Annotated in this window: 23 protein-coding genes and 1 riboswitch; of the genes, 10 read left to right on the forward strand and 13 right to left on the reverse strand. The window is 64.3% G+C overall.

Annotation, left to right across the window (positions count from 1 at the left end):
* Nucleotides 1-69: 69 nt before the first annotated feature.
* Complete coding sequence (locus ACE10Z_RS38840) at nucleotides 70-798, reverse strand: sulfite exporter TauE/SafE family protein (RefSeq protein ID WP_375785402.1); 729 nt, start codon at nucleotides 796-798, stop codon at nucleotides 70-72.
* A gap of 141 nt (nucleotides 799-939) precedes the next feature.
* Between ACE10Z_RS38840 and ACE10Z_RS38845 the strand changes: the two genes are divergently transcribed.
* Both ACE10Z_RS38845 and ACE10Z_RS38850 read left to right on the forward strand, forming a co-directional pair.
* A complete protein-coding gene (locus ACE10Z_RS38845; RefSeq protein WP_375785403.1) occupies nucleotides 940-1137 on the forward strand; it encodes a hypothetical protein in 198 nt (65 codons plus the stop codon).
* Between the two features lie 307 nt (nucleotides 1138-1444).
* Complete coding sequence (locus tag ACE10Z_RS38850; protein ID WP_375785404.1) at nucleotides 1445-4579, forward strand: AAA family ATPase; 3135 nt, start codon at nucleotides 1445-1447, stop codon at nucleotides 4577-4579.
* Between the two features lie 87 nt (nucleotides 4580-4666).
* Here the strand turns inward: ACE10Z_RS38850 and ACE10Z_RS38855 are convergent, their stop codons facing one another.
* Nucleotides 4667-5731: a ketopantoate reductase family protein gene (locus tag ACE10Z_RS38855; protein ID WP_375785405.1), complete on the reverse strand. Its 1065-nt coding sequence runs from the start codon at nucleotides 5729-5731 to the stop codon at nucleotides 4667-4669.
* A 121-nt stretch (nucleotides 5732-5852) separates the two neighbouring features.
* Here ACE10Z_RS38855 and ACE10Z_RS38860 point away from each other — a divergent pair, with 121 nt between their 5' ends.
* From ACE10Z_RS38860 to ACE10Z_RS38885, 6 genes are all read left to right on the forward strand, one after another.
* Entirely contained in the window at nucleotides 5853-7079 is a 1227-nt protein-coding gene (locus ACE10Z_RS38860) for a TetR family transcriptional regulator (protein ID WP_375785406.1), read from the forward strand.
* A 293-nt stretch (nucleotides 7080-7372) separates the two neighbouring features.
* Nucleotides 7373-8611, forward strand: coding sequence for a branched-chain amino acid ABC transporter substrate-binding protein (locus ACE10Z_RS38865; RefSeq protein ID WP_375785407.1), 1239 nt, complete (start codon nucleotides 7373-7375; stop codon nucleotides 8609-8611).
* A gap of 135 nt (nucleotides 8612-8746) precedes the next feature.
* On the forward strand, nucleotides 8747-9694 hold the full coding sequence (locus tag ACE10Z_RS38870; RefSeq protein ID WP_173638683.1) for a branched-chain amino acid ABC transporter permease: 948 nt from the start codon (nucleotides 8747-8749) through the stop codon (nucleotides 9692-9694).
* Complete coding sequence (locus tag ACE10Z_RS38875) at nucleotides 9691-10983, forward strand: branched-chain amino acid ABC transporter permease (protein WP_375785408.1); 1293 nt, start codon at nucleotides 9691-9693, stop codon at nucleotides 10981-10983. Before ACE10Z_RS38870 ends, ACE10Z_RS38875 begins: the two co-directional genes overlap by 4 nt.
* Nucleotides 10980-11729: an ABC transporter ATP-binding protein gene (locus ACE10Z_RS38880; RefSeq protein WP_028341317.1), complete on the forward strand. Its 750-nt coding sequence runs from the start codon at nucleotides 10980-10982 to the stop codon at nucleotides 11727-11729. Before ACE10Z_RS38875 ends, ACE10Z_RS38880 begins: the two co-directional genes overlap by 4 nt.
* A complete protein-coding gene (locus ACE10Z_RS38885; RefSeq protein ID WP_176529142.1) occupies nucleotides 11729-12424 on the forward strand; it encodes an ABC transporter ATP-binding protein in 696 nt (231 codons plus the stop codon). The genes ACE10Z_RS38880 and ACE10Z_RS38885 overlap by 1 nt, the downstream gene beginning before the upstream one ends.
* Nucleotides 12425-12439: 15 nt before the next feature.
* Here ACE10Z_RS38885 and uca read toward each other — a convergent pair whose 3' ends face one another.
* From uca to ACE10Z_RS38920, 7 genes are all read right to left on the reverse strand, one after another.
* Nucleotides 12440-15982, reverse strand: coding sequence for an urea carboxylase (uca, locus tag ACE10Z_RS38890; protein WP_375785409.1), 3543 nt, complete (start codon nucleotides 15980-15982; stop codon nucleotides 12440-12442).
* 3 nt (nucleotides 15983-15985) lie between these two features.
* Nucleotides 15986-16639 (reverse strand): urea amidolyase associated protein UAAP2, encoded by a 654-nt coding sequence (locus ACE10Z_RS38895; protein ID WP_375785410.1) that lies wholly within the window; start codon nucleotides 16637-16639, stop codon nucleotides 15986-15988.
* Nucleotides 16636-17481 (reverse strand): urea amidolyase associated protein UAAP1, encoded by an 846-nt coding sequence (locus ACE10Z_RS38900; RefSeq protein WP_375785411.1) that lies wholly within the window; start codon nucleotides 17479-17481, stop codon nucleotides 16636-16638. Before ACE10Z_RS38900 ends, ACE10Z_RS38895 begins: the two co-directional genes overlap by 4 nt.
* Complete coding sequence (locus ACE10Z_RS38905; protein WP_375785412.1) at nucleotides 17478-18311, reverse strand: ABC transporter ATP-binding protein; 834 nt, start codon at nucleotides 18309-18311, stop codon at nucleotides 17478-17480. Before ACE10Z_RS38905 ends, ACE10Z_RS38900 begins: the two co-directional genes overlap by 4 nt.
* Entirely contained in the window at nucleotides 18308-19126 is an 819-nt protein-coding gene (locus ACE10Z_RS38910; protein ID WP_375785413.1) for an ABC transporter permease, read from the reverse strand. Before ACE10Z_RS38910 ends, ACE10Z_RS38905 begins: the two co-directional genes overlap by 4 nt.
* A 46-nt stretch (nucleotides 19127-19172) precedes the next feature.
* Nucleotides 19173-20246, reverse strand: a complete 1074-nt coding sequence (locus ACE10Z_RS38915; protein ID WP_375785414.1) for a putative urea ABC transporter substrate-binding protein — start codon at nucleotides 20244-20246, stop codon at nucleotides 19173-19175.
* Nucleotides 20247-20324: 78 nt separating this feature from the next.
* Nucleotides 20325-20435: riboswitch (guanidine-I (ykkC/yxkD leader) on the reverse strand.
* Nucleotides 20436-20763: 328 nt separating this feature from the next.
* Nucleotides 20764-21606, reverse strand: coding sequence for a LysR substrate-binding domain-containing protein (locus tag ACE10Z_RS38920; RefSeq protein ID WP_375785415.1), 843 nt, complete (start codon nucleotides 21604-21606; stop codon nucleotides 20764-20766).
* A gap of 188 nt (nucleotides 21607-21794) precedes the next feature.
* On the opposite strand from ACE10Z_RS38920, the gene ACE10Z_RS38925 reads away from it, so the two are divergent.
* Nucleotides 21795-22364 (forward strand): GNAT family N-acetyltransferase, encoded by a 570-nt coding sequence (locus tag ACE10Z_RS38925; RefSeq protein WP_375785416.1) that lies wholly within the window; start codon nucleotides 21795-21797, stop codon nucleotides 22362-22364.
* A 101-nt stretch (nucleotides 22365-22465) separates the two neighbouring features.
* Here ACE10Z_RS38925 and ACE10Z_RS38930 read toward each other — a convergent pair whose 3' ends face one another.
* From ACE10Z_RS38930 to ACE10Z_RS38945, 4 genes are all read right to left on the reverse strand, one after another.
* Nucleotides 22466-23110, reverse strand: a complete 645-nt coding sequence (locus ACE10Z_RS38930; protein WP_375785417.1) for a glutathione S-transferase family protein — start codon at nucleotides 23108-23110, stop codon at nucleotides 22466-22468.
* A 4-nt stretch (nucleotides 23111-23114) separates the two neighbouring features.
* Nucleotides 23115-23858 (reverse strand): SDR family NAD(P)-dependent oxidoreductase, encoded by a 744-nt coding sequence (locus ACE10Z_RS38935; protein WP_375785418.1) that lies wholly within the window; start codon nucleotides 23856-23858, stop codon nucleotides 23115-23117.
* Between the two features lie 64 nt (nucleotides 23859-23922).
* Nucleotides 23923-25119 carry a CaiB/BaiF CoA transferase family protein gene (locus ACE10Z_RS38940; protein WP_375785419.1) on the reverse strand — a complete coding sequence of 399 codons (1197 nt, stop codon included), beginning with the start codon at nucleotides 25117-25119 and terminating at the stop codon, nucleotides 23923-23925.
* A 120-nt stretch (nucleotides 25120-25239) separates the two neighbouring features.
* Nucleotides 25240-26112 (reverse strand): helix-turn-helix domain-containing protein, encoded by an 873-nt coding sequence (locus ACE10Z_RS38945; RefSeq protein WP_375785420.1) that lies wholly within the window; start codon nucleotides 26110-26112, stop codon nucleotides 25240-25242.
* 186 nt (nucleotides 26113-26298) lie between these two features.
* Here ACE10Z_RS38945 and ACE10Z_RS38950 point away from each other — a divergent pair, with 186 nt between their 5' ends.
* Nucleotides 26299-26865: a TetR/AcrR family transcriptional regulator gene (locus ACE10Z_RS38950; RefSeq protein WP_375785421.1), complete on the forward strand. Its 567-nt coding sequence runs from the start codon at nucleotides 26299-26301 to the stop codon at nucleotides 26863-26865.
* The last annotated feature ends 9 nt before the right edge of the window (nucleotides 26866-26874 follow it).

The raw sequence follows: 26874 nt of genomic DNA on the forward strand, positions 1-26874 counted from the left end.
CTGGTCGCCGATGCATGGCGAGAAGTCAGCAACCGGCTGCCATTGTGACTGGAGGCGCGACTGGCGCAGCTACAACACCAGCAACAGTCCCGAGACCAGCAAGATGCTGAGAATAATTCGCCGGAACAGCGCGTCATTGACGCAGCGAAAGACAAAAAGCCCGAGCGCTGTTCCTGCGAGGAGGGCCGGGATGCTGACGGCGAAGTCAACCAGGACCTTTGTCGACAGATCTCCTCGGATCAGCATGAGACCAAGTGCGAATATCTGCATGGCGGCGATGAAGGGTTGCACCATGCCGCGCTGTTCGGTTTTTGGCACGCCGTGGATGTCACACCATATGGTCGGTATTGCACCCGGCATTGCCGTCAGCCCGCCGACAAAGCCTCCGCCGAAACCGATCAATGCATTACGACCCGCATTCATCTGCAGGCGATGAGAAAGCACCGGCCGGAATAACGTGTAGGCCGCGTAGCAGGCGACCGCGAGACCGAAGCTCTCTCTGAATATCCGCGCGTCTGCTGCCTGCAACAACCAGACGGCGATCGGAACGCCAAGCAATCCGCCGACGACCAGTGCCGAGCTCTGCTTCCATCGGATGCTTTTTCGCAAGGCCCAAAGACCGGTGGCCTGCACGGTGATGCTGCACGCCATCATCAGCGGGACCGCCTCCAGTGGCGGGAGAACGTGTAGGAGAATCGCACCGGCCACAGCCGAAAAGGCAAAACCCGCGAGGCCCGAGACGAAAGCGCCGCAAAACACAGCGATGCTGAGCAGGCAAAACGACGCAATGTCGCCCATGAGCTAACCCTTTCGGTTCGCAATATCCGGGAATAACGACGCGGCGATCAGTCGGTGGACGACAGTCCGGGCGGCTCGGGCGCTGCCCCGGGATCGCTCTGGCGGGTCGAAGTCAACATTGTGGCTGCAAGGATGTGCACAATGACAAAGCAGATGGCGATCGTTGCCAGCAGCGTAGTCTCGCTCGGTGCCGAAACCCGAAGCTTGCGTTCGGACGACTTTTCACTGACCGACATTGTCATGTCCTCCAACATCGGACCGAGAGGCAAACCAGTGCCACCTGTCGTCGATCAGGTGACGATACCGACGACGGGTACGTTCTGCCTGCAGCCGTCGTGAATGGTGGAGTGCTTGAAGGAGGCGCCCAAGCCAGCCCTCTCTTCGGGAAGAGCTCGTGGAAGCGACGGAAAACAACGGATCGTTTCTGGTTGACGCCCTGCCGTCAAACAATGGTACGGCCGCTGCCGCGATCGACTGAAGCATCTTGCGAAACAACAACCCATAGAATACGCGGGTGAGACGCCGCGCCTTTTCTTCCAAGCGCATGACACGAGCACCTTGTGTGAGTGGCTGGATACGGCTGGAAGTATCGAACGGGACGCTGCGCCGCGCTTTAACGCGAGCTTAATTTTTTCTTATCGTTTGCTTGATTTTGCAGGGTGCGCTTGCTTTCGGGCCGGTGTACCGGTTCAATGCCCGCCTCGCGTGCACCTCCGAAGGCATTGTTTTGCTGTATTTATTTGACGAGTTTGTTCTCGACACCGACCAGCGGGAATTGCGCCGTGACGGACGTCCGATCCCGTTGCAGCCTCAGGTTTTTGACCTCCTCGAATATCTTGTCCGCCACCGCGCCCGGGTGGTGACCAAGGACGATCTGATCGGTGCGATCTGGGGCGGGCGCATCGTATCGGAGTCAGCGCTCACCACCCGCATCAACGCGGCCCGTACGGCAATAGGCGATTCCGGCGAGGCGCAACGGCTGATCAAGACCCTGCCGCGCAAGGGCGTCCGCTTTATCGGCGCGGTGCGGGAAGCACCCGGGGAGGTCGCGAACGCGGTCGCGCCTCTGAAGGTCGAAATCTCCACGCTGGTGGTCGGCCGGACAGCCTCCTTCGGGATGATCGACCAGATGACGCGGCAAGTATTGTCTGGCAAACGGCAGATGGCTTTCGTCACCGGAGAAGCCGGGATCGGCAAGACGGCCTTCATCGCCAAGGCGATCGAGCAGCTGACGGAACAGGGCTTCGATCAGCTCTATGGGCGCTGCACTGAACGCTTCGGAACGGACGAAGTCTTTCTTCCACTCATCGATGCACTGGTGAACCGCTATCGCGCAAACGGTCCGGAATTGATTTCGGCAGTTCGCACGCACGCCCCCACCTGGATACTGCAATTGCCAGGCGCCATCGACGCATCGGAACGCGCGGCTTTCCAGGATGAAGTGTTCGGCGCGACGCGCGAGCGGATGCTGCGCGAATTTTGCGATCTTCTGGAAGCGCTGAGCACCGGCCGCCCCTGGGTCGTTGTTCTCGAAGATCTGCATTGGAGCGACTTCGCGACACTCGACGTGCTGTCTCGCTTCGCGCGCGGGAACGGCAAGGCGCGCGTGCTGGTGCTCTGCTCCTATCGGCCGGCCGACAGTTCCGTCGGCGGGCATCCCATCCGTCGCCTGCACCGGGATCTCGAGATCCATGGATACTGCAGCGAATTGCGCCTCGATCGATTGTCGCGTTCGGAGGTCGAGCGTTACCTGGCGTTGCGCTTCGACGACGAGGAACTTGCCTCCAGCCTGTCAAAGCCCGTGTTTGAGCGAACGCTGGGACATCCCTTGTTCGTTGCCTCGCTGCTCAAACACTTGATCGACCAGGAGTCGATCATCGAAATCGACGGCAGATGGCGCCTGGCCTCGCAGGCGGCATTCACGCAAGATCGCATTCCGGACAGCCTCCTGCGCATGATCGGCCACGAGCTCGATCGCCTCACCGATCACGAGCGGCGTCTGCTCGATGTCGCCAGCGTTGCCGGCGAAGAATTTTCTGCGGCCCTCGTTGCGGCCGGCCTGTCCGACGATGCGATCGACGTTGAAAGGGACATCGAAGCGTCGATCCGGAAGGATCAAATCCTCGTTCGTTCGGGGGTTTCCGAGTGGCCCGATGGCACGTATTCGGGCTCCTACGCCTTTCGTCACATCCTCTATCAGAATATCATCTACCAGAATCTGCCGCCGGGGCACCGCGCGCAGACGCACAAGCGCTTGGGCAAGAGGCTGGAGGAGGCCTATGCCGGCCGCACTCCTGAAATAGCGCCCGCGCTCGCACTTCACTTTGAGCAGGGCCGCGACTTTCCGAGCGCGTTGCGCTACCTCAGGGAGGCGGCAACGAGCTCGACGAAACGCCTCGGCCATGCGGAGGCCGCAAGCTATCTCACCCGCGCGCTCGGCATACTCGATCGTTTCGATGCTGCCGACAAATTCTCGACCCGCGTCGCTCTCTTGCGGGAGCGGAGCTGGGCGCTTCGCTCGTGCGGCGACCTCGCCGGCTCGATCCGTGATTTGCGCGACATGATCGCTTGCGCCGAACAGGCCGGCGAGATCAAGCAGCAGCTCAACGGCCTCACGGCTGTGAGCAGTCTCTGCTTGCGGGTGGATCGCCACGCCTGCCTCGAAGCCGCCGAAGATGTCCTGTCGCGAAGCCAGGCGCTTGCGGACGATACCTTCAAGGCTCTGGTCCAGGGCAGCAGCGCGAGCGTCAACCTGTTCCTCAACGGCTGGCGCAAACAGGACGCCACGCTCTGCGACAGGGCGATCGAGCTGAGTGCGAATGCCACGAATTATGGCATCTTGATCAGGCGCAATGGAATATCCGGTATCGTTGATTGCTGGAGGTCGCGGTACCAGGAATGCCGCCGCGCCGGTACCGAAGGAAAGCGGTTGGCGCGGCTAGCCGGCGACGTTTACACTTTTGTTCTGTTCAACGTTCTTGAATCCATCGCGCTCATTCATCTGGGCGAGTGGCGCGAATTGCGACGTGAGATCACGACCGGCCTCGAACTGGCCGTCAGGAACGCGAACGGCCCCAGCAGCGCATTGTGCCGGCTGACGCTTGCATGGTTGCATGTCGAAGCGATGGACTTTGATGGAGCCCGGGAGCTCTGCGAAAGCGTCGACGACAGTCTATTGGTCGGCGATCAGTCGACGTACTTCCACAAGCGGGCCGTCCTCGCGAAGGCCTATGTCGGCCTGAACGATCCGTCGGGAGCTCGCAGGCAATTCGACGATATTGAGCGCCGCAGGCATGAAGAAGGCATCAACATCGAGTTTACCGCTGCGACGCAGGTGTATCATTGCCTCGGCGAATATTACTTGCAGGTTGACGACTTTAAGCAGGCTCAGAGCTGTGCACGCCGGCTCCACGACTATGTGGCTGCGGCTCCGGATCTCAATCACCTGGCCCAGGCCCACGGACTGCTCGCGCGGACTGCGCTTGCCTTGGGCGATTCGGCGGAGGCTCGGTTGCACCTGTCCCGCGCGCTCGAGATCGTCGACAGTGCCGACTTCCCGATTGCTTCCTGGCGGGTGTACCGCACGGCCGCCGAGATCTTCGCGAAGTACGGAGACCTCGACAGGGCGGCGACGTATCGCATGCGATTTGCCGAGACCATCCGAACCCTCGCGCAAAATTTCGAGCCCGAGGATCGGCTGCACAAGAGCTTGCTCGCTGTGTTGGCAACGCGAACAGCGCAACTCGAAGCGATGACCTCGCTGCCTTCGCGGCCCGCTTAGCCGACCGAAACCACAGCAAGATCAACACCGCTCATGACGGTCGGGTTGCAGGTTCGAGCCCTGCCCCGCCGTCAACGCGCGTTCCCATTACTGGGCGCCCGAGCCGCCCTGCACGATCTTCTCGTTCAGCTTCTGATCGACGGTCTCGACGGTGCGGTCGATCTCGGCGCTCGGCGTGCCGAGCTGGTGCGAGATCAGCTTCACCAGCAGATCGACGCGCTCGATGAAGGGCGCGCCGGCGGCGACCGCGCGGGCCGCCGAGGACGGCTTGAGCAGGCTTTCGGCCGCCTTGGCGTATTTCGCGAACGGCACCTGATCGGCAGGATCGGCGCCGAGCTTGCGCGCGATGGTATCGACATGGTCATAGATCGCTTGCGAGCGCGTCAGGTCGCCGTGGACGGCATCGCGGATCGATTGCGGCTCTGATGGCGTGATGCAGCGATAATTGCCGGTCAACAGCATCGACCATTTAGCCAGCGGCACGAACAGCGAGTCGAATACTTTCAACTTCACCGGAACGTCCTGGCCGTCGAGCGTCACCGCGTCGATGTCGGCCTCGAGCTCGCGCAGCACCTTGTTGTGCTTGTCGTCGGCGAAGGCGGAGGCCTTGAAGTTGGTCGGCAGGCCGACATGCAGCACGTTGGCCTTCTCTTCCGGCGGACGGAACGCCTGCGGATCCGGCGAGCACAGTGTCACGAGGCCCGGCTCGAAGCGCTCCCAGACCTGGGCGTTGGTGTAGGCCTCCTCGAGGTCCATGCCGGCGAGCGCGGGGATCCGCTTCAGATACGGCAGCGGCGGCATGTTCATGATCGACAGGCAGGGCAGCTTCGCCGCCGCGATCTTGATCATCAGCACGCGAACCGTGTGGTTGGTGTATTGCGGCTCCTGCATCGCAAGGCCGACCATGTCGTAGCGCGACACGTCGACATCGGCGGGCGTGACGGCGTCGAGCTTGCCCGGCAGGTCGCGCGAGAAGATCGAGCGATGCTCCTTCTCGTCACGCAGCTTGATGCGCACCTCGGTGCCGTCGCGGTTGATCAGGTCCGCAGTGTTCTTCCGGCACACCAGGGACACGTTGTGCCCCGCCATCAGAAGCTTGGTCCCCAGCAGGGAGCCGTAGGAAGCCCCAAGGATCAGAATGTTGCGCGCCATGCTCTCTCCAAAAGCGACTGGTGTATGGTATACCAGCGTCTATCGCAGATCGACAAGCTGCTGCCAAGGGGATTATCTCGCGTGCGGATTTTCGTTCCGCGATCAGGAAGGGCAATCGAGCTTGCAAGTCGCCGCCGACCCGACGGATCGGGCTGAAGAAATCCTCGTCTCAGCCTCCCGGCTGTTTGCCCGCCACTCCTATGCGAACGTGACGATGGAGCAGGTCGCGGCGTCGGTGCGGGCCGTGCCGGGCGCGCTGTACCACTATTTCCGCGACAAGGAAGATCTGATCTTCCACTGCTACCTGCGCGGCCTTGCGATCTATCGGCACGAAATCGAGGCGGCCGCGGAGCCCGGTATCGACGGGCTCGAGATCGTCAGGCGCTTTGTGCGCGGCAGGCTGCGGTCCGAAGCGCAGCGCATGATCCTGTTCACCGATATCGACGCGCTGGCTGCGCCCTACAGCAGCGAAGTTCATGCCAAGCGCTGGCAGAATGCCGCGTGGCTTGCGGACATTCTGGATCGGGGCGTGGCGGACGGCTCGATCGCCTGCGACGAACCGCTGCTCACGGCGGTGGCGCTGATCTCCATCCTGGACTGGGTGCCGTTCTGGCTGTCCGAACGCGACTACTACACGCGGCAGCAGGCGATCGATGCCATCGACGACATCATCACGCATGGCGTTTACCGGCGCGAGATTGCGGTTCCCGAGATGCCCGAACCGCTCAGCCTTGCCCCATTCCTGGAGTCGCGCGCGGCGTTGAACAAGCGGGCCGCGAAGTTCGACAGGATGCTTTCGATTGCCTCCGACAGCTTCAACCGCAGGGGCGCGTCAGGCACGTCGCTCGAGAGCATCGCTGTCGATGCGGGCATGACCCGCGCCGGCATCTACTATCACTTCAGCGAAAAGGAGAGCCTGTTGCTGGCTTGCCTGCGGCGCGGGCTCGCCGGCGAGATCAGTATTCGCGAGCACCTGCAGGACCACAGCCTCGGCGCATTCGATCACATCGTGCAGAGGATCCGCTTGTTGTTGATGCTGCACGACACGCCCTGCGGCCCGAAGGCGACCTACCACAACATCAACTATCTCAACGACGTCGACCGTAAAGCCTATGTCGGCGAGGTGCTGGCGACGATCCGGCGGGACCAGGACAGCTATCAGCGCTGGATCGACGAGGGCCGCTTCCGTCGCATCGATACCTACTTCGCAGAGCGCGTTCTGACCGGAATGGGCCATTGGTATCCGATCTGGTTCAAAAGCAGACGGGACTGGTCTCCAGCCGAGATCGCCGATCAGTTCGCGCGGTTGTTTCTCGCAGGTCTCAAGCCGCGCCGGCATCCGGCTTGAGCCGCCAATTCGCGGCCGCTGCTATCGCGATGCTGGAGCATCCGCGCGCTGGATGGAGGTCTTGGACGACATCGGTTCCAAGCTAGCGTGCCCGCGCAAGCCTCACCCAAAAGTTTACCTGTAATTCAAAACACCGACCCAATTCCGAAGACATATAGCCTATAACATCATGCTACCTTCCGCTAAAACTTGACGCCATATTCAAAGCGAAAGTTGCGGAGGCGCGGCAATTGGGGTTATGAGACGGCCTCGATCGCTGAAGATCAAGAAACACGAGCAAGGGAGAACGCGCGATGCATAAGCTGATCGTTGCCGCCGCGGCAGCGCTGACGGTGTTGGGAGGCGCGGCGTCCGCGCAGGAAACCATCAAGATCGGCTATATCGATCCGCTCTCCGGCGGCGGCGCCAGCGTTGGCGAAGGCGGCCTGAAGACGTTTCAGTATCTCGCTGACGAATTGAACGCCAAGGGCGGCATCCTCGGCCACAAGGTCGAGATCGTCCCGCTCGACAACAAGACTAATCCGCAGGAAAGCCTGGTGCAGGCGCAGAAGGCGGTCGACGCCGGCATCCACTACATCACCCAGGGCAACGGCTCGTCGGTCGGTGCGGCGCTGGAAGATTTTGTCACCAAGAACAATTCGCGCAACCCCGGCAAGGAAGTGCTCTACTTCAACTACGCCGCGGTCGATCCGAGCATGACCAACGAGAAGTGCAGCTACTGGCACTTCCGTTGGGATGCGAACTCGGACATCAAGATGGAAGCGCTGACCAACTACATGAAGGGCCAAGCGTCCATCAAGAAGGTCTATCTGATCAACATGGACTACTCGTTCGGCCAGTCGGTGCGCACCACGGCGCGCAAGATGCTGGGCGAAAAGCGGCCGGACATCCAGGTCGTCGGCGACGAACTGCACCCGATGCTCAAGGTCACCGACTTCTCGCCCTACATCGCCAAGATCAAGGCCTCCGGCGCCGACACCGTCGTGACCGGCAACTGGGGCCAGGACTTCGCGCTGCTGTTGAAGGCCGCGGCCGATGCCGGCCTCAAGGTCAACTGGTACACTTATTATGCCGGCGGCGCCGGTGGGCCGACCGCGATCAAGCAGACCGGCCTCGAGAACCAGGTGTTCCAGATCAGCGAAGGCGTCCCGAACTCCGGCAACAAGGCGGCGATGGATTTCGAGAAGGACTTCCGCGCCAAGACCGGCATTTCCGTGTGGTATCCGCGCGCCGTCAATGAGATGCGGATGTTCAAGGCCGCCGCCGAGAAGGCCAATTCGATCGATCCGGTGAAAGTCGCGGCCGCCCTCGAGGGCATGAAGTTCGAAGTGTTCGACGGCGGCGATGGCTTCATGCGCAAGGACGACCACCAGTTCTTCCAGCCGATCTACATCTCCTCGTTCGGCTCGCTGACCGACAAGGCCAAGGAGCCGTTCGACGAAGAGAACACCGGCTGGGGCTGGCACATCGTCTCCAAGATCGACACCGACAAGACGATGCTTCCGACCACCTGCAACATGAAGCGGCCCTGATCGGTCGCTGCAAGGCGCCTCCGCAACCACAGGGTTGCGGAGGCGTTCGTCTTCCGGCAGCGTGGTGGTGCCGTAGTTCATTTCACCGACAGGTTATTGATCACGTGAACCGTTCCAGTCTCAAGCGGGTGCGCCGTGGCTGAGCTCATCGTCATCTCGACACTCAACGGCGTCCTGTTCGGCATGCTGTTGTTTCTGCTGTCCAGCGGGCTCACCGTCATCTTCAGCATGATGGGCGTGCTCAACTTCGCGCATGCGAGCTTCTACATGCTGGGCGCGTTCTTCGGCTTTCAGCTCACCCGCTGGATCGGCTTCTGGCCGGCGCTGGTGATCGCACCGCTCTTGGTCGGCGTGGTCGGCATGGGCGTCGAGCGCTATGGCCTGCGCAACACCCACAAGCATGGCCATGTCGCCGAACTGCTGCTGACCTTCGGTCTCGCCTTCGCCATCGAGGAAATCGTCTCGATGATCTGGGGCAAGAGCCCGGTCGACTATCGGGTTCCCGCGGCACTCGACTTTCCGGCCTTCACTGTGTTCTCCACCAACTACCCCGCCTACAAGATCTTCATGCTGGTGGTCTCGGTCGTGATCTTCATCGCGCTGCTGGTCACGTTGAAGCGGACGCGGGTCGGCCTCATCGTGCAGGCCGCGCTGACCCATCCGAGCATGGTCGGCCATCTCGGCCACAATGTCGGCCGCGTGTTCATGCTGGTGTTCGGCGTCGGCAGCGCGCTGGCGGGTCTCGCCGGCGTGATCGCCGGTCCCTCGCTGGTGACGCAGTCCGACATGGCCGCGCTGCTCGGGCCGATCCTGTTCGTCGTCATCGTGTTCGGCGGCCTCGGCTCGCTGCCCGGCGCCTTCATCGCTTCGCTCCTGATCGGCTTGATCCAGACTTTTGCGGTCGCGCTCAATGGTTCGCTCGCCAGCGTGTTCGGCCCGCTCGATCCGAGCCTCGGCGCCTCGCCGCTGACCGACATCTGGAACGTGACGATCGCGCAGATCGCGCCGATCCTGCCCTATCTGCTGCTGGTGCTGGTGCTGATCTTCCGCCCCATGGGCCTGTTGGGGACGCGCGAGTCATGACGAACGCTGTGACCCCCGCTCCCGCAATGGCCAAAGAAGAGTCCAGCAGCGCCCTGAGCTTCTATGGCATCTGGCTCCTCGCAGCCGTAGCGCTGGTCGTGCTGCCGCTGGTGTTCTCCTCCGGCGGCTCGCTGACTTCGTTCAGCCTGATCGGCATCGCGATCATCTTCGCGCTCTCCTACAACATCCTGCTCGGCCAGACCGGGCTATTGTCGTTTGGCCACGCCGTGCAGTACGGCCTCGGCGGCTTCCTCGCCGTGCACGCCATGAATGCGGTCGCGAGCCACAACTGGCCGATCCCGCTGCCGGTGATCCCGCTGGTCGGCGGCATCGGCGGCATGGCCTTCGCATTGCTGGTCGGCTGGGTCATGACCAAGCGCGCCGGCACCGTGTTTGCGATGATCTCGCTCGGAATCGGCGAGCTGGTCGCCTCGTCGTCGCTGATCCTGCGCAGCGTGTTCGGCGGCGAGTCCGGCATCACCACCGACCGCACCTCGCTGATGCCGCTGTTCGGCTGGACCTTCGGGCCGCAGATCCAGGTCTACTACCTGATCGCGTTCTGGGTGATGGTCTCGGCGATCGCGATGCACGCGCTGACCCGCACGCCGCTCGGGCGGATCTGCAATGCGGTGCGCGACAATCCGGAGCGCGTCGAGTTCATCGGCTACGATCCGCATGTGGTGCGCTATCTCGCCTACATGTTCGCGGGCTTCTTTGCCGGCATCGCCGGCGGCCTCACCACGATCAATTTCGAGATCGCCAACTCCGCCTATCTCGGCGCGGCGCAATCAGCGTGGGTGCTGTTTTCCGCGTTCATCGGCGGTACCGCCTATTTCTTCGGCCCGATCATCGGCGCCATCCTCGTCACCTATCTGCAGCTCGGGCTGACCAGCGTCACCTCGGTCTGGCAGCTCTATTTCGGCGTCATCTTCATCGGCATCGTGATGTTCGCGCCGGGCGGCATCGCCGGCATCCTGATGAAGCACCGTCCGCTGATCCGCGCCGGCACCCTCGGCGCCGTGATCCCGTCCTATCTGGTCGCCGCGATCCCGACGCTGGCGTTTGCGCTTGGCATCATCCTGACCATCGAGACCGTCGCACGCTTCTCGGGTGGCGATCCGATCAACTTGCTCGGCATCCCCTTCGTCGCGACCGCGCCGACGACCTGGGTGGCCGCGGCGGTTCTGCTCGTCGGCGGCTTCCTGGTTGCGCGCATCACCTGGCGGCGCGTCGCGGAAGCCTGGGATCGCGCCGCGACGGTGGCCCGTGATCGGGGGTATCTGGCATGACCGCTGCCATCCAAGTCAACGCCGTCGAGAAGAGCTTCGGCAACGTCCAGATCATCCGCGACCTCAACCTGAGCGTCGCCAAGGGTGAGCGTCACGCCATCATCGGCCCGAACGGCGCCGGCAAGTCGACGACGTTCAACCTCATCAGCGGCCACATCAAGCCGACCTCGGGCGAGATCCGGCTGAACGGCGAGGTCACGTCGGGGCTGCGGCCGTTCGAGATCAACCGGCGCGGCCTGTCGCGCTCGTTCCAGGTCACCAACGTGTTCGCCCGCATGACGGTGTGGGAGAACGTCCGCTGCGCCGTGCTGTGGGCGACCGGCCACCGCTATGCGTTCTGGAAGAACGTCGACAATCTGCCCGAGGTCAAGCAGCGCACCGCGCAGATCCTCGACGACATCCATCTCAGCCATCGTCGCGACGTGCCGGCGGGCTTGCTCACCTATGCCGAGCAGCGCGAGCTCGAGATCGGCATCACGATTGCGGGCGGCGCCAGCGTCATCATGCTGGACGAGCCGACCGCGGGCATGAGCCACGCCGAGACCGAACGCGCCGTCGCGCTGATCCGCCGTCTCACCGAAGGCCGCACGCTCGTCATCGTCGAGCACGACATGAGCGTGGTGTTCGGCCTCGCCGACCGCATCTCGGTGCTGGTCTACGGCCACATCATCGCTTCCGGGACGCCGGAGGAAATCCGCGGCAATCCGAAGGTCAAGGAAGCCTATCTCGGCGAGGAGGTCGACTGATGCTCGAGGTCAGGAATCTCCACGCCTATTACGGCAAGAGCCACATCCTGCAGGGTGTCGATCTCGACATCGCCGCCGGCGAGGTCGTCAGCCTGCTCGGTCGCAACGGCGTCGGCCGCTCGACCACCGTCAAGGCGATCATGGGCGAGGTGCCGCCGCAGGGCACCATCCGCTTCAAGGGCAAGGACATCGCAGGCCTGCCGAGCCACAAGATCGCCCGCCTCGGGCTCGGCTATGTGCCGGAGCATCGCGACATCTTCCCGAGCCTGACGGTGCGCCAGAACCTGATCCTCGGCATCAAGGACCCGCGCCGCCCCGGCAAGTGGCGGCTGCAGGAGATGCTCGACATGTTCCCCAACCTCGCCCGCCGCGCCGACACGCCGGCCGGCGTGCTGTCGGGCGGCGAGAAGCAGATGCTGACCACCTGCCGCACGCTGCTCGGCGATCCCGAACTGATGATGATCGACGAGCCGACCGAGGGCCTCGCGCCGCTGATCGTGCAGCAGGTCGGCGAGCTGATCGCCCGGATCGCCAAGGCCGGCGTCGCCATCCTGCTGGTCGAGCAGAAGCTCTCGATCGCGATGAAGATCTCGAACCGGGTCTACATCATGGGACACGGCCGCGTCGTGTTCGAAGGCACCCCCGACCAGCTCAAGGCGAACGCCGCCATCCGCGAGGAATGGCTGGAGGTGTGAGGCGGGACGGCGGGATCAATCCGGCCGGAGCAACGCCACGACATCCCCCGCGCGCAGCGTCTGTCCGGGCTTCATCGGCACCGACGAGATGCGGCCGGCCGTGGGCGAAAGCACCGAGATCTCCATCTTCATGGATTCGATGATGGCCAGCACGTCGCCGGCCGCGACCCTGGCGCCCTCCTCCACCAGGATCTTCCAGATGTTGCCCGGCACTTCGGAGAACGCGCCGACCTGGCCATCGGGAATCCCCGTCGCAGTGGCCGTCGCGTCAATCGACTCGGCCGGCGCCTCGTCGAGCTTCATCTCGCGCCAGCGCTGGCGCTCGGCATCGAACGCGGCTTGCTGCGTCGCCTTGAACGCTGAGATCGACGGCCGCGCCTCGGCCAAGGACTTCGCATAGTCGGCGTAGGAGAACTCGCCCTGCTCGATCCTGATGTCGTATTGGCCGTGCGGGAATGCAGCGCGGGCGTCGAGCAGTTCGTCGGCGTCGACCGGGAAGAAGCGGATCTTGTCGAAGAACCGCAGGAGCCAGGGATGACCCGGCTCAAACACCCGCGTGGTGCGCCAGCTGTTCCAGACCTGGATGGTGCGGCCGAACAGCTGGTAGCCGCCCGGCCCTTCCATGCCGTAGATGCACATATAGGCGCCGCCGATTCCGACCGCGTTCTCCGGCGTCCAGGTCCGCGCCGGATTGTACTTGGTGGTCACCAGCCGGTGCCGCGGATCGAGTGGGGTTGCCACCGGCGCGCCGAGATAGACGTCGCCGAGGCCGAGCACGAAATAGTCGGCATCGAACACGATGCGGCGGACGTCGTCCTCGCTGCCGAGCCCGTTGATGCGGCGGATGAACTCGACATTCGACGGGCACCACGGCGCATCCGCACGCACCAGCTCCTGGTACTTGCGCATCGCCAGCTCGGCCTCTGGATCCCGCCACGACAGCGGCAGATGCACGGTGCGGCTCGGCACCCGCATCGCGTCGACCGGCGGTAATTCACGCTCGGTCCGCCGCAGCACATCGAGCAGCTTTGCTCGCGACAGCGCGGTGCCGTCATAATGGATCTGCAGCGAGCGGATGCCGGGCGTGAGGTCGATCAGGCCGCCGAGTTTTGCTTCTTCCAGCGCCTGCGCCAGCACATGCACGCGCAGCCGCAGCGCGATGTCGAGCTCCATCGGACCGTATTCGACCAGGAGATTGTCGTCGCCGGCGCGCCGGTAGACCACCGGGATCGGGCCGTCATCGTTGCGGCCGACGATCGCGGCGCCGAGCTCGGGCGCGCGCAGCACGGTGGGGCCGGCCACCGGATCGTCGCGTTTCACCGGAATGAAGCGGACGGTGTCGCCGGGCTTGAGCTGGCCGACTTTCCAGAGTTCGTCGCGCGCGACGACCGCCGGACAGACGAAGCCGCCGAGACTTGGTCCATCCGGTCCCAGAATGATCGGCATGTCGCCGGTGAAATCGATCGAGCCGACCGCGTAGGCATTGTCGTGAATGTTCGACGGATGCAGCCCGGCCTCGCCGCCGTCGGCGCGGGCCCAACGCGGCTTCGGACCGATCAGACGCACACCGGTGCGGGCGCTATTGAAATGTACCTCGTAGCTCGACGCGAACAGCGTCTCAATGTCATCGTCGAGGAAGAAGTCCGGCGCGCCATGCGGGCCATAGACCACGCCGATCTGCCACGCCGACGTCAGCTCCGGCCGCTCGTCCTCCGTCGCGCGCCGCGGCGCTGCAAGGCTCGACGGCTCGTCGCCGATATGCAGCACGTCGCCGGCCTTCAGCGAGCCCGTCGCATGGCCACCGAAGGCGCCGAGCGCAAACACGGCGCGCGAGCCCAGGATCTCGGGCACATCGATGCCGCCGCGCACGGCAAGATACGCGCGCTGGCCCGGGCCCTTGATGCTGCCGATGACAAGCGTCTGGCCGGCGCGCACCGCGACAGGCTCGTCGTAGGCAACGTTAGCGCCGTCGAGCGATGCCTTCATCCACGCGCCCGAGAGCGCGACGGTCGCATCGGTATTGAAACGCAAGGTCGGCCCGTTGACGGTCAGCTCCAGCGCGGTCGTGGTCTCCGGGTTGCCGGCCACGCGGTTGGCGAGACGAAACGAGCGCTCGTCCATCGGCCCGCTCGGCGGCACGCCGACATGCCAGAGATGCAGGCGGCCGGGCAGTTCCTGCACCCCGCTCTGCGCGCCGGGCGCGACGACATCGATGGTGCGGGGCCGGTAAGCGAAGGCGCCGAGCACGCTGGTCGCCACCTGCCCGCTGCGGAACACATCGGACGCCGCGATGGCGCGCAGATAATCTAGATTGGTCTCGATCCCGGCGACCACCGTGTCATCCAGCGCTTGCGTCAGCTTTGCGATCGCAGCCTCGCGCGTCTCGGCCGAGACGATGATCTTGGCCAGCATCGGATCGTAGAACGGCGACACCTCGGTGCCGGTCTCGATCCAGCCGTCGATCCGCGCGTCCGGTGAAAAGCTGACCTGTGTCAGCCGACCCGCGCTCGGGCGGAAGCCTGCGCCCGGATTCTCGGCATAGAGCCGCACCTCGATCGCCGCGCCCTTCGGCGTCAGCGCGCCGGCCTTGCCGAGCACGTCCTCGCCGGCCGCCTGCCGGATCATCCATTCGACGAGATCGACACCAGTGACCTGCTCGGTGACGGGATGCTCGACCTGGAGCCGGGTGTTCACCTCGAGGAAGTAGAAGTCCTCGCGCGCGACGTCGTAGATGAACTCCACCGTGCCGGCGGATTCGTAAGCGACCGCCTTGCCGAGCGACACCGCGGCCGCGTGCAGCCGCCGCCTGATGTCGGCGGAGAGCCCCGGCGCGGGGGTCTCCTCAAAAACCTTCTGGTTGCGCCGCTGCAACGAGCAATCGCGTTCGCCGAGCGCGACCACGTCGCCCTTGCCGTTGCCGAAGATCTGCACCTCGATGTGGCGCGCCCGGGCAACGAACCGCTCCAGATACACACGGGCATCGCCGAAGCTCGCGCGCGCCGTGCGCTGCACGGATTCAAACCGCTCACGCAGCGTCGCCATGTCGTGGCAGAGTTGCATGCCGATGCCGCCGCCACCCGCCGTGCTCTTCAGCATCACCGGAAAGCCGATCGCTTCCGCCTGTTGCACCGCCTCGTCGATGGTCTCCAGCAGGCCGGAGCCCGGCAGCAGCGGCACGCCGCTGCACTCGGCGATCTCGCGCGCGCGGTGCTTGAGGCCGAAGGCGTCAAGGTGCTCCGGCCGCGGCCCGATGAACGCGATGCCGTGCTCGGCAAGGCGCTCGGCAAAGCGTCGGTTCTCCGACAGGAAGCCGTAGCCGGGATGCACCGCCTGCGCGCCGGTCGCAAGACACGCCGCCATGATCGCATCGACGTTGAGATAGCTCTCGGCCGCCGGCGCAGGACCAATGCGCACGGCCTCAATGGCCTCGAGCACCGGCCGGGTGAAGCGGTCGGCGTCGGAATAGACCGCGACCGAACCGATGCCCATGCGGTGCAACGTCTTTCCGATCCGCCCGGCGATCTCGCCGCGGTTGGCAATCAGGACCTTGCTGAACATGCCTCACGCCTCCGGCTCGAAGATCGTGACGTCGAAGATCGTGACCTGCACCGGCGTCGGGAAGAAGCCGTTGCAGGGATTGTTGATCTGCGGGCAGTTCGAGATCAGGCACAGCACGTCCATCTCGGCGACCAACTCGATGGCGTCGCCCGGCTTCGAGACGCCGTCGACCACGGTGAAATTACCGGCGGGATCGATCGGTACGTTCATGAAGAAGTTCAGGTTCGGCACGATGTCGCGCTTCGACATGCCGTATTTCGCGGCCTCGATCACGAAGTTCTCGCGGCAGGCATGCTGGTAGCGGGTCTGGTGCCCGAACCGCACCGTGTTGCTTTCGCAGGAACAGGCGCCGGCCGAGGTGTCGTGCAGGCCGCAACTGTCGGCCACCACGCGCAGCATCACGCGCCCCTCGTTGGACATGATCCGTGTGCCGAGCCCGACATAGGCCGAGCCCTGTGCGCGCAGCGTATCCTGGCCGCTGTAGCGCTCGCCGAAGTCGTCGGCACGATAGAACAGCGTATCGACCGCCTGCTGGCCATGGGTATCCGTGATCCGCAGCGTCTGCCCTTTGCGGATGATGGCCGACCACGGCTTGCGCGCGGGAATTTCCACGTCGAGAACGGCGCGGCGACGGGTCTGAGCTGATTGCGTGGTCATCGCGCGGCTCCTTCGCTCGTCTCGCCGAGATACAGCGCATTGTTCTGATAGGCGCGGATCGCCTCGGCCGTCGCGGTACGGCACAGATCATCGGCGGCCGGCGCGCCCGCACGGTAGCGCACGATCTCCACGCTCGCTCGCGGATAGCTTTCCGCGGGATCGAGCGGATGCGGACAGTTCGACAACGCAATCACCAGGTCGATCTCCGCGCGCAGATCGACGAAATCCCCCTTCTGCCGGCGCGCCTCAGACCAGAAAAACTTGCCGTTCGCGTCGATCGCAACCGGCGCGAAGAAGCTGACGCAGGGATGGACGTCGCGCCGATCGAGCCCGAGCTTGGCCGCGGCGAGGATGAAATTGTCGCGCGTATTGCGGAAATTTCTGTCGCCGTATTTCGCCTGATTGGTCGCAGCCGTCGAGCCGCCGACCACCGCATCATGCGCGGCGCTGGTATCCTCGGTGATGCCGAGCAGCGCGCGCCCCATGTCCGACAGCAGCACGCGCCCCTTCTGCAGCCGCGCCGCCCACTGCACCTTGATGGTGTCGGCGTGATTGAGTCGCTCGGAAGGGTCGGCCGCGTTCCAGGCGAGCAGGCTGACGGTCGATGTCCCCGAATTGTTGACGATGCGCAGCACCTCGCCGCGGTTCAGCCGCGTGGTCCAGTACCAGCCGGCCGGAATCACCTCGCGATGAATGATCGCATCGGCAGCGATCGGCGCGGTGTCGCGCGAAGTCGGCTGTGGCAGCGCACGCGGCGCGTGCTCCTGCCCTGCCGCCTTCAGCTCGTTGTAGCGTCGGGTATGCGCCGCGATCTCGGCCTTCTGTTCCTCTGACAGGATCATGGTTGCTCCTTCAAGACGAGAGCGCCGGGCCGTCCCGGCTGATGCTCCGTGCCTGACCGGGTCGTCCCGATCGGAGCTGGTTGAACCGACGACCGCGGCTCGGCGCTGCGGCGTGGGAATATCTCGAGGTCGCGCGACACCGTGGCGCCGTAGCGCTCGCGCTCCTCGGGCCGATTGCGCTGCCGCTCCAGCGCGATCACGCGAGTCGCGAGCCCGAACGCCTCGCTGAGGTCATGCGTCACCATCACGACCGTCAGGTGGGTCTCGTTCCAGAGCCGCTTCATCAAGAGGTGAATGTCGGCGCGGATCCCCGGATCGAGCGCGCCGAACGGCTCGTCGAGCAGCAGGATCTTCGGCCCGCGCATGATCGCCTGCGCCAGCGCGAGGCGCTGCTGCATGCCGCCCGACAACGCGGACGGATACTTGCCCTCCTGACCCGCGAGTCCGACCTCAGCGAGCAGCTTCATGGCATCATCGGCGGCGGCGCGGCGCGCCGCGCCGAACAGCCGGGCCGAGAATTTGGCGTCGCGCAATTCGCGGCCGAGCATGACGTTCTGCAGCACGGTCAGATGCGGAAACACCGAGTAACGCTGGAACACCACGCCGCGATCGGCGCCCGGCTCGCCGGGCAGCGGCTTGCCGTCGACCAGGATCTGCCCGCGGCTCGGTTGCTCCTCGCCGAGCAGCATCCGCAGCAGCGTGGTCTTGCCGCAGCCGGACGGACCGACCAGCGCAATGAAGGCACGCGGCTCGACCTCCATCGTGATGCGCTCCAGCACGATGTGGTCGCCATATTCCTTCCAGACGTCGTCGAACCGGATTGCGCTCATTCCGCCCTCACCGACGCAAACCAGGGAAACAGCCTGCGCTGCAGGACGCGCAGTCCGACGTCGATCAGGAACGCCAGCAGCGTGATCCAGGCGACGTAGGGGATGATGACGTCCATCGCGAGATAGCGCCGCACCAGGAAGATCCGGTAGCCGAGCCCGGAGTCGGATGCGATCGCCTCGGCCGCGATCAGGAACAGCCACGCCGGGCCGAGTTGCAGCCGCAGCACGTCGATCAGCCGCGGCAGGGTTTGCGGCATCGCGACGCGCAGCGCGATCTGCCAGGTCGAGGCGCCGAGCGTCTGCGCCTTGACGATCTGCTCGCGCGGCAGCTCCTGCACCTTCATGGCGAGGTCGCGGATCATGCAGGGCAGCGTCCCGATCACGATCAGCGCGATCTTCGAGTTCTCCCCGAGCCCCATCACGATGAACAGGATCGGCAACAGCGCCAGCGGCGGCACCATCGAGGTGACGGACACGAACGGCCCGAGCAAAGCATTGGCGCCCGGCAACAGCCCGATCACGATGCCGAGGACGAGCGCCGCCACCGTCGAGATCGCCAGCGCCGAGCCCAGTCGCCCCAGGCTGGCCACGGTGTCAGCGGCCATCAGATAGCCCCCGGTGCGCGGGTCAACCTCGAACGCCATCTGCTTGACCGCCTGCACCATACTCGGCAGCGCCGGCAGCAGCTTGTCGTTGGGGTTTTGCGCGAGCCGCGCACTGGAGCCGGCAAAGTAGGCGATTGCGACCAACAGGAACGGCAGCGCGAGCAGATAGAATCGCGTCTGCCGTCCCGGCCGTATGTTCACAAGTCGCATGTCCGGCTCCTGCTTGAGGCAACGCGATGCGCGTCAGAGCTTGACGTCAAAGCTTGCCCTTGGCGGCTTCGTCCATGTAGGTCGGATCGAAGCGCAGCTTGACGTTCGACTTGTCGCCCAGCACCGACTTGTCGGCGAGCTCGATCCCGACGGCGTCGGCTGATTTCGCGCCCTTGCCCAGCAGGTCCTTGTCGAACAGGAACTTGCGGACCCGATCCATGGTCACACCGATGGTCTGGCTGCGCGTAAACGCTTCCGCGTCCGTTGCCTTGTCGAACAGTTTTGTGGTCGAGAGCTGGCTGTCGAAACCGGCGAGATCGGTGCCGGAGGCCTTGGCCATCGCCTCCTTGGCGGCCTTCGCCGCGGGATCGTTTGCCGTCATCCTGGAGACCGTCTCGTACCAGATTCCGACCAGCGCCTTGGCGAAATCCGGATTGTCCTTGGCGACCGCGGTGTTGACCACCATCAGGTCCATGATCTCGCCGGGGATCTGCGAGGAATCGAACACCTTCTTTGCGTCGGGCGAGCCGAGAATTTCCGTCACGATCGGATTCCAGGTCACGACCGCGTTGACGTCGGGCGTCTTGTAGGCGGCCGCAATATCGGCATCGGAGGTGTTGACGACCTTGACGTCCTTCTCGCTCAGCTTGCTGGTCTCGAGCGCGCGTGCCAGCAGATAGTGCGACACCGAGAATTCGACCAGATTGACGGTCTGCCCCTTGATCGCGGCGAGGTCGGATTTGTTCTTGAGGATCACGGCATCGTTGCCGTTGGAGAAATCGCCCATCACGACCGCGGTGGTGTCGACACCGCCTGCCGCCGGAATCGACAGCGCGTCCATGTTGGTGATGGTGACGGCATCATAGCCGCCGGCGGTGTACTGGTTGATCGATTCGACGTAGTCGTTGAACTGCTTGACCTCGATCGTGATGCCGTATTTGTCGGCCCACTTCTTGACGATGCCGGTGTCGGCCGCATAGCCCCACGGCATCCACCCGACATAGATCGACCAGGCGACCTTGAAGCTTTTCTTCGGTGCGGCGTCAGCGACGGATGCGGCCGCGAGCACGATCGCGCAGCCGGTGACAACAGAGCGGAGGAAGAAAGAGAACTTGTTCATTGCCGATCCCTCTTGCGAAACTTCACAAAAAGGGACTGGCGAAAAGACCATCGCTCCGCCAATCCCTTGGCTAACGAGGTCTCCCGGGCTTTTATCCCGCCGTGCACCTGCGGGGATGTCTCCCCCGCAAGCGGCTGCTCTCGGACCAGCACCTTGTCTTTCAAGGTCGGAACCCTAGCGGCCAACTCGACGCCATTGATGCACGAGGCGTGCCACAGCACCGGCGTTTGAATCTCATGAGATTTTTCGGCGCACACGGCGCGGCCGCGAGAGCGCCCTGCTTAAAAACTGCGCAGGCCTGCCCAGATTTGGCTCTGTCATTCCGTCGGCGACGTCAGCAGGATGCCTGCGGTCGCTGATGTCGAGGGGGACGTTCGATGCGCAGGCTTCTGAGTGCCATATGCGGTGACTTGTGGCGCGGACTGCATGGCCGCTTCGGTCTGATGCCGACGTGCGATCTCCAAGCACCTGGGCAGCAGTTGCCCGAATAACTTCGGATCGGTGCAGCACGGCATAGTCACGCCGGGGCACGGGCGGACTTCCTGTATTCGGCGGTCTCAGCGCGAACCAGGTCGCAGAATTGAAGCGCGAGACGGCTGCGCGGCCGTTGCGAAGGAAACAGCAGCACGGTCGTGATCTCGAGTTGTGGCGCGAACGGCTTGAGCACAATCCTTGCGCTTGCGAAATCCCGGGCCACGACCGGATCGACGATCGAGAAACCCAGTGCCTGCGCGACGAGCGCGCAGCGCTGCATGCTGTACTGGATCTCCGCGACCGTCCTGACTTCGACCTTGGCCTCATCGAAAATGCGTTCGAGGCGCAACCGATGCGGTGCGCCGGGAGCTGCGGCGATCATCGGCTCGCCGCGCAGGTCCTGTGGCACGATCGATCGCTTGGAGCGCAACCGGTGCCGGCCGGGCAGGACGCAGATCGCGTCGGTCGTCATCAGGAGTTCGTCGTCGACCGCGGCAAAGCCTGCCCGCGGCCGCGCCAGCCCGACGTCGCACTGCCCCGAAGCGACCAGGCTCCAGACCCGTTCAGGGCTGTGGACGGCCACCGACAGCATGATGCCGGGATTGCTCCTGGAGAAGCTGCTGACGATCCGCGGCATCAACGAATAGGTGAACGCCGGGAGGCAGGCGATCCTGAGCGTCCCGCTGCCGCGCTCGCGAATGCCGCGCGCGGCGCGTGCCAGATAGTCCAGTCCCACCTGGTTTCGTTCGACCTCCTGCAGGAAGATCTCGCCCTCCGGCGTCAACGTGACGCCGCCGCGCCCACGTTCGAACAGCGCGAAACCGATCTCGCGCTCCAGACGCGCGATCGCGCGGCTGACGAAAGGCTGCCCCACCCGAAGGCTCAAGGCGGCTTTCGTGATTCCGTTGTGGCGCACGACCTCGCGAAACAGGTCAACGTGTCTCGGATTCAGGGACATGACCAAACTGCATATGAACTGCCATTCCGGTCATTTGACGGCATAAGGGTTAGATGCGTCAATACGGCATGCAGCCCGCGAACAGTGATTCAAGCTTCCGTACCGACCGCATCCTGTTGACCCGGATCACCGGTCCGGAGTCCTCGCGGGTGAAGCTGCTTGGCGAGGCTGGCATGCTTCGGCAGCTCGATCGGGGCAGCTCCGACCGGGCAAATGCCGCGCGCCTCACGGCCGCGCTCAACCGGGCGAATGTCACGGCCGCGTTTGCACTCGAGGCCGCCCAGTCGGGCGACCTCGTTGGCCTCACCGCCTTCTCCACGATCGACCTGGAGGAGAAGCGGGCGACGCTGGCGCCTATCTGGAGCATCGGCCGGTTGGACGAGACGGTGCTGATGAGCCATGTCGCGCATCTCATGACACGGTACGCGTTCGAGGTGCTCGCCGTCGAGCGCGCCGAGGTGCATCTGGATTGGCGCCTGAGGCACGCGCACGATCTCTACGTCAGCCTCGGCTTCCGCTGCGAAGGAAGGCTTCGCGCCTATTTCGCGGCCGATGCGGGCCCGTCCGCCGATGCCGCGGTCCTGAGCGCGGTTCGCTGCGAATGGCCTGCCATCGCAGACCGGCAGCGCAGGGTTATCGCCAAGGAAGAATGGCGCGGCCGGCTTCCGTCCGACCGTCTCCCGTAATTGGTTCGCAGAACGTCGTCCCTGCAATGCACCGATTGCCGGTGCGGACGCTTGCGGTCTGCATCGCACTCACACCACGCCCAAGAGCGACGCGCGATCAATCAGATCTTCACGGTATTGATCGCGACACTTTCCTTGTAGGCCGGTCGCGCCGTGACGCGGTCGAGATAGGGCGTCGCGACCTCGCAAACCCCGACGCCGTAGTCGATCGCCCAAACCAGGCAGGTCGCGAGCAGGATGTCCGCGCTGGTGAACTGATCGCCCATCAGATATTGCCGGCCGTCCGACAGAGCGACTTCGACATGGCGAAGCTGCTGGCGAAAATACTCGGCCGCTTTCACGACCACATCCGGAGCATGGCCGTAGATATGGGCGAGGCCCTGGACGTCATGGCGGCGCATCACGTAGAGGCTGGTCGAGTCCAATTCGGCCACGATGAAGAAGCACCATTCCAGCCATCGTGCGAAATCGCGCTCCTCAACCGGAACGAGCGAGATGTTCGGGTTCGAGTAGTGGCGCGCCAGATAGGCGACGATGGCGGCACTCTCCCCGATCGTGAAGTCGCCGTCCTGCAGCAGCGGGATCTTCTGCCGCGGATTGAGCAAGGTGTATTCCGGCGTTTTTGTCTCGCCGGAGCGCGGCAGGATCGGCTTGCAGTGATAGTCCAGCCCCAGTTCGTGCAACGCCCAATGAGCCCGGATCGTCCGCGATGTCCCCACCCCCCATAACGTCAGCGTCTCAGGCATGACGTCACCATTTCTCGACGGAGGGCCGCAGATCCAGTTCATGGCTCCATCCGTCGCGGCTCTGCTGGTGCACGAACCAGTAGGCCTCCGCGATCGAGGACGTTCGCGTCAACGTGTCAGGCGGGATCTCTGATGCGTCGACGCCCGTGGCGGCCTTCATCCGCTGATGGATGGCCGGGCTGTCGACACCGGCATCGATCAGGAGATGCGCGACATGGATGCTCTTCGGCCCGAGCTCGCGCGCCATCGCCTGGGCGACCGCGCGCAGGCCGAACTTGGCGGATGCGAATGCCGCAAAGCCGCTGCTGCCGCGCACGCTCGCGGTCGCGCCGGTGAACAACATGGTGCCGCGGCCATGCCGCAGCATGTGCCGGGTCGCCTCGCGACCAACCAGGAAGCCGGCGAAGCAGGCGAGCTCCCAGGCCTTGAAGAACAGTTTTTCGCTGGTCTCATGCAGGTCCTTCTTGACGTTCGACCCGGCATTGAACAGGCAGACCTCGATCGGCCCGATCTCGCGCTCGACCCGCTCGCAAAGCTCCTGCACCTCGGTCTCGCGCCGCGCGTCGACACTGAGCGCGTGCACCTTGCTTCCGGCGCCGGTCAGCTCCTCCACCAGGGGACTCGATTTCGCCGCATCGCGCCGCGCGATGCAGACGGTGTAGCCGCCGGCGGCGAACCGCCGCGCCACCGCGGCGCCGATCGCATCCCCTGCACCAACCAGCAAGGCAGTCTTGTTTGTCTCGGCCATAGGACATCTCCCACCGACGGCGGTTGTTCAGTTCAGCAATAGTGACCTTGCGTGACCCGGTCGCTCAGACCGCGCGCACGGCCTTCTGCTCGATCATCTCTGCGATGGCGGCATCGCCGTAACCGAGGTCGGACAGCACCTGCTTCGTATGCTGCCCGATGCGCGGCGCCGGGCCGCCGATCGCGGCGGCATCGACGTCGAAACGCGCCGCGGGCTTGGGCTGCCGCACCGTGCCGACGCCTGGCTGCTCCAGCTCGGCGATCAGCCCGCGAGCGACCACCTGCTCGTTGGCGATGATCTCGCCGCGCCGGAGGATCGGCGCACAGGGCACGTCGGCTGCATCAAGCCGCGCCAGCCATTCGGCCGTGGTGTGTCTGCCGATATAGTCCTGCATCCTGTTGATACGCGCCGTTGCATTGACCGAGCGCGATGCCGGCGTGGCGAAGCGCGCATCGTTGGCGAGCTCCGGATCGCCGGTCGCCTTGCAGAAGCCCTGCCATTCGGAGTCGGAGATCGTCCCGCAGGTGAGATAACCGTCCGAGGTCTGAAACACGAGATCGGGACGATCGTTCGGATCGGCCGTCGCCTGCTCGCGGCCGACCACCGTGTATTGCATCATGCCTTCCGGCCAGAGATAGGCGATCATCGCGTCGAGCATCGCCACCTGGATATGCTGGCCGCTGCCGGATTTTTCCCGCGCGTAGAGCGCCGCCGTGATCGCCTGCGCGGCATAGACCGCCGTGGTCTTGTCGGCCACGATGGTCCGGATCATCTGCGGACGATTGGTCACCGGCTGCGCCTGGATATCGCAGAAGCCCGACAGGGCCTGCACGATGGGATCATAGACGCGCTTCTTTGCGTAGGGCCCGTCTTCGCCGACCCCGCTGATCGAGACATAGATAAGCCGTGGATTCTTCCGGCGCACCTCGTCCGGACCGAGCCCGAGACGTTCCATCGTGCCGGGCCGGAAATTCTGCACCAGCACGTCGGACTGCATGACCAGCTTGCCCAGCACGTCCCGGCCGGCGTCGGTCTTCATGTCGATCGAGAGCGAACGCTTGCCGCGGTTCGACGAGATGAACAGCGCCGAGAACTCGCCGGTCTTGTCGACATTGGCCCGGCTGCGGCGGGTAATGTCGCCGCCGATCGGTTCGACTTTCAGAACATCCGCGCCCTGATCGGCCAGAAACATGGTCGCGAACGGGCCCGAAACGACACCGGTCAGATCAAGTACGCGAACTCCCGCCAATGGCCCTGGCATGCTTTGCTTCCTTCTCCAATGCGCGGACGCGACCAAACCTTGGACGCAACCTCGGCATACGACGGACCGTGCGCCGGCGCTTGCGGGAAAGCGCCCCGACTTGCAAAAAAGCGCCGAAACTCACGTCCGGCCCTGCTGCCGGAACACGGACGGGCTGACACCCGTGGCTTGCCTGAACGTCGACGAGAAATGCTGGGCGTGACTGAATCCCGACGCCAGTGCGATGCTGGTCAGGCTCTCATCGGTGTCGCTGAGGCGACGCTTGGCGGTTTCGATCCGCAGGCCGAGCACATAGCGATGCGGGCTGGTGCCCATGCTCTCCTGGAACGCGCGCAGGAAATGCCGCTTGCTCAGGCCGGCAACATCTGACAGTGCCGACAACGAGATCGTCTCGCCAAGATTGGCCCGGACGAACGCCTCGATCCTCCGCAGCTTGAGCGCCGGCAGTCCGCCACGGCTCGGCGCCTTCGCCGGTTCCGCGCCGCGCGACAGCCGCGCCATATGGGCCAGCGCCTGGCTGGCCCAGCCTTCGGCGAACAGATCGAACAGATTGTCCGGCGTGGTCGCTTCCTGGCAAAGCTCGGAGAGACCGCGACAGAGCTGGTGATGGCCGAACGCAATCGCTGATGTTTCGATCAAGCCATTGAGACGGCTCTGCACGAATTTTGGGTCGAGGAAGACGACGACATAGTCGAACGCAGGCCCGACCGACCACTCGCCCTCGATCTCGGTACCGGCGGGAAACAGTGCGAGATTGGCCGCCCTGGAGAACTCATATTCGACGGGACGGCCGTTGATCGTGGCCTGCAACCGCGAGCAGCCGTTGCGGAACCAGAACAACGTCAGCTCAGGCTGGCGGAAGTGCCAGTTCATGCGGGGCCGCGAGGTCCGGCTAAGCAGCTCGACCCTGATCGGCTCTGATCGCGCGATGACGGATGACACAAGCTCACCGCCGACCTTGCGGACAAACCGCTCCGGACGCACTTCCTCCATGGGACATCTCCTCCGCGTTTGGCACGGATGGTAAGTTCCAAATCAGAATTGACGATCCGGAGCCGGAAATCCAGCCCTATGATGGCTGATCGCCAAGATGTTAGCGGGCAGCCGCGGAGGATCGCGCACGCGGCCGTGATGTCAGCCATTCTTGACTGATCATTCCAAATCTGTCATTTCCAAGCAATGGCAAGACCAAAGGAATTCATTGCGGAAGAGGCGCTCGATGCCGCGATCGGCGTATTCCGCGAACACGGCTATGAGGGCACGTCGGCGGAAATGCTGGTGCGGACGCTCGGCATCGGCCGGCAAAGCCTTTACGACACGTTCGGCGACAAGTGGCAGCTGTATCTTGCCGCGGTGCAGCGCTATGCCGCCCGGGAGACCGAGGCACATTTGTCAGCCCTGGCAAGCGAGCAGCGCGCGCTCGACGGCCTTCGCGCCATGGTCGGGCGCGTGGTGGACGACGCAGCGGAGGCGTGTCTTGGCGTCAATTCGATCTGCGAATTCGGCACCGCCAAGCCGGAGCTTACTGCTGTTCGTGACGGTTCGGGACGCGCGCTGACCAAGGCGATCGTGGCGCGAATCCGCGAAGCTCAGGCGCAGGGAGACGTGGCGGCGGAAATCGATCCGTCGAGCGCGACCGAATTCCTCCACGCATCGTTCGCAGGGATCCGGGTCGCCGCTCGCGGTGGCGCCGGCCAGCGGCGATTACGAGCACTCGGACAGCTGGCGCTGCGCGCACTCGCATGAGTTTTTTTG

The organism is Bradyrhizobium sp. Pha-3, from assembly GCF_042258615.1.
Lineage (GTDB): Bacteria > Pseudomonadota > Alphaproteobacteria > Rhizobiales > Xanthobacteraceae > Bradyrhizobium.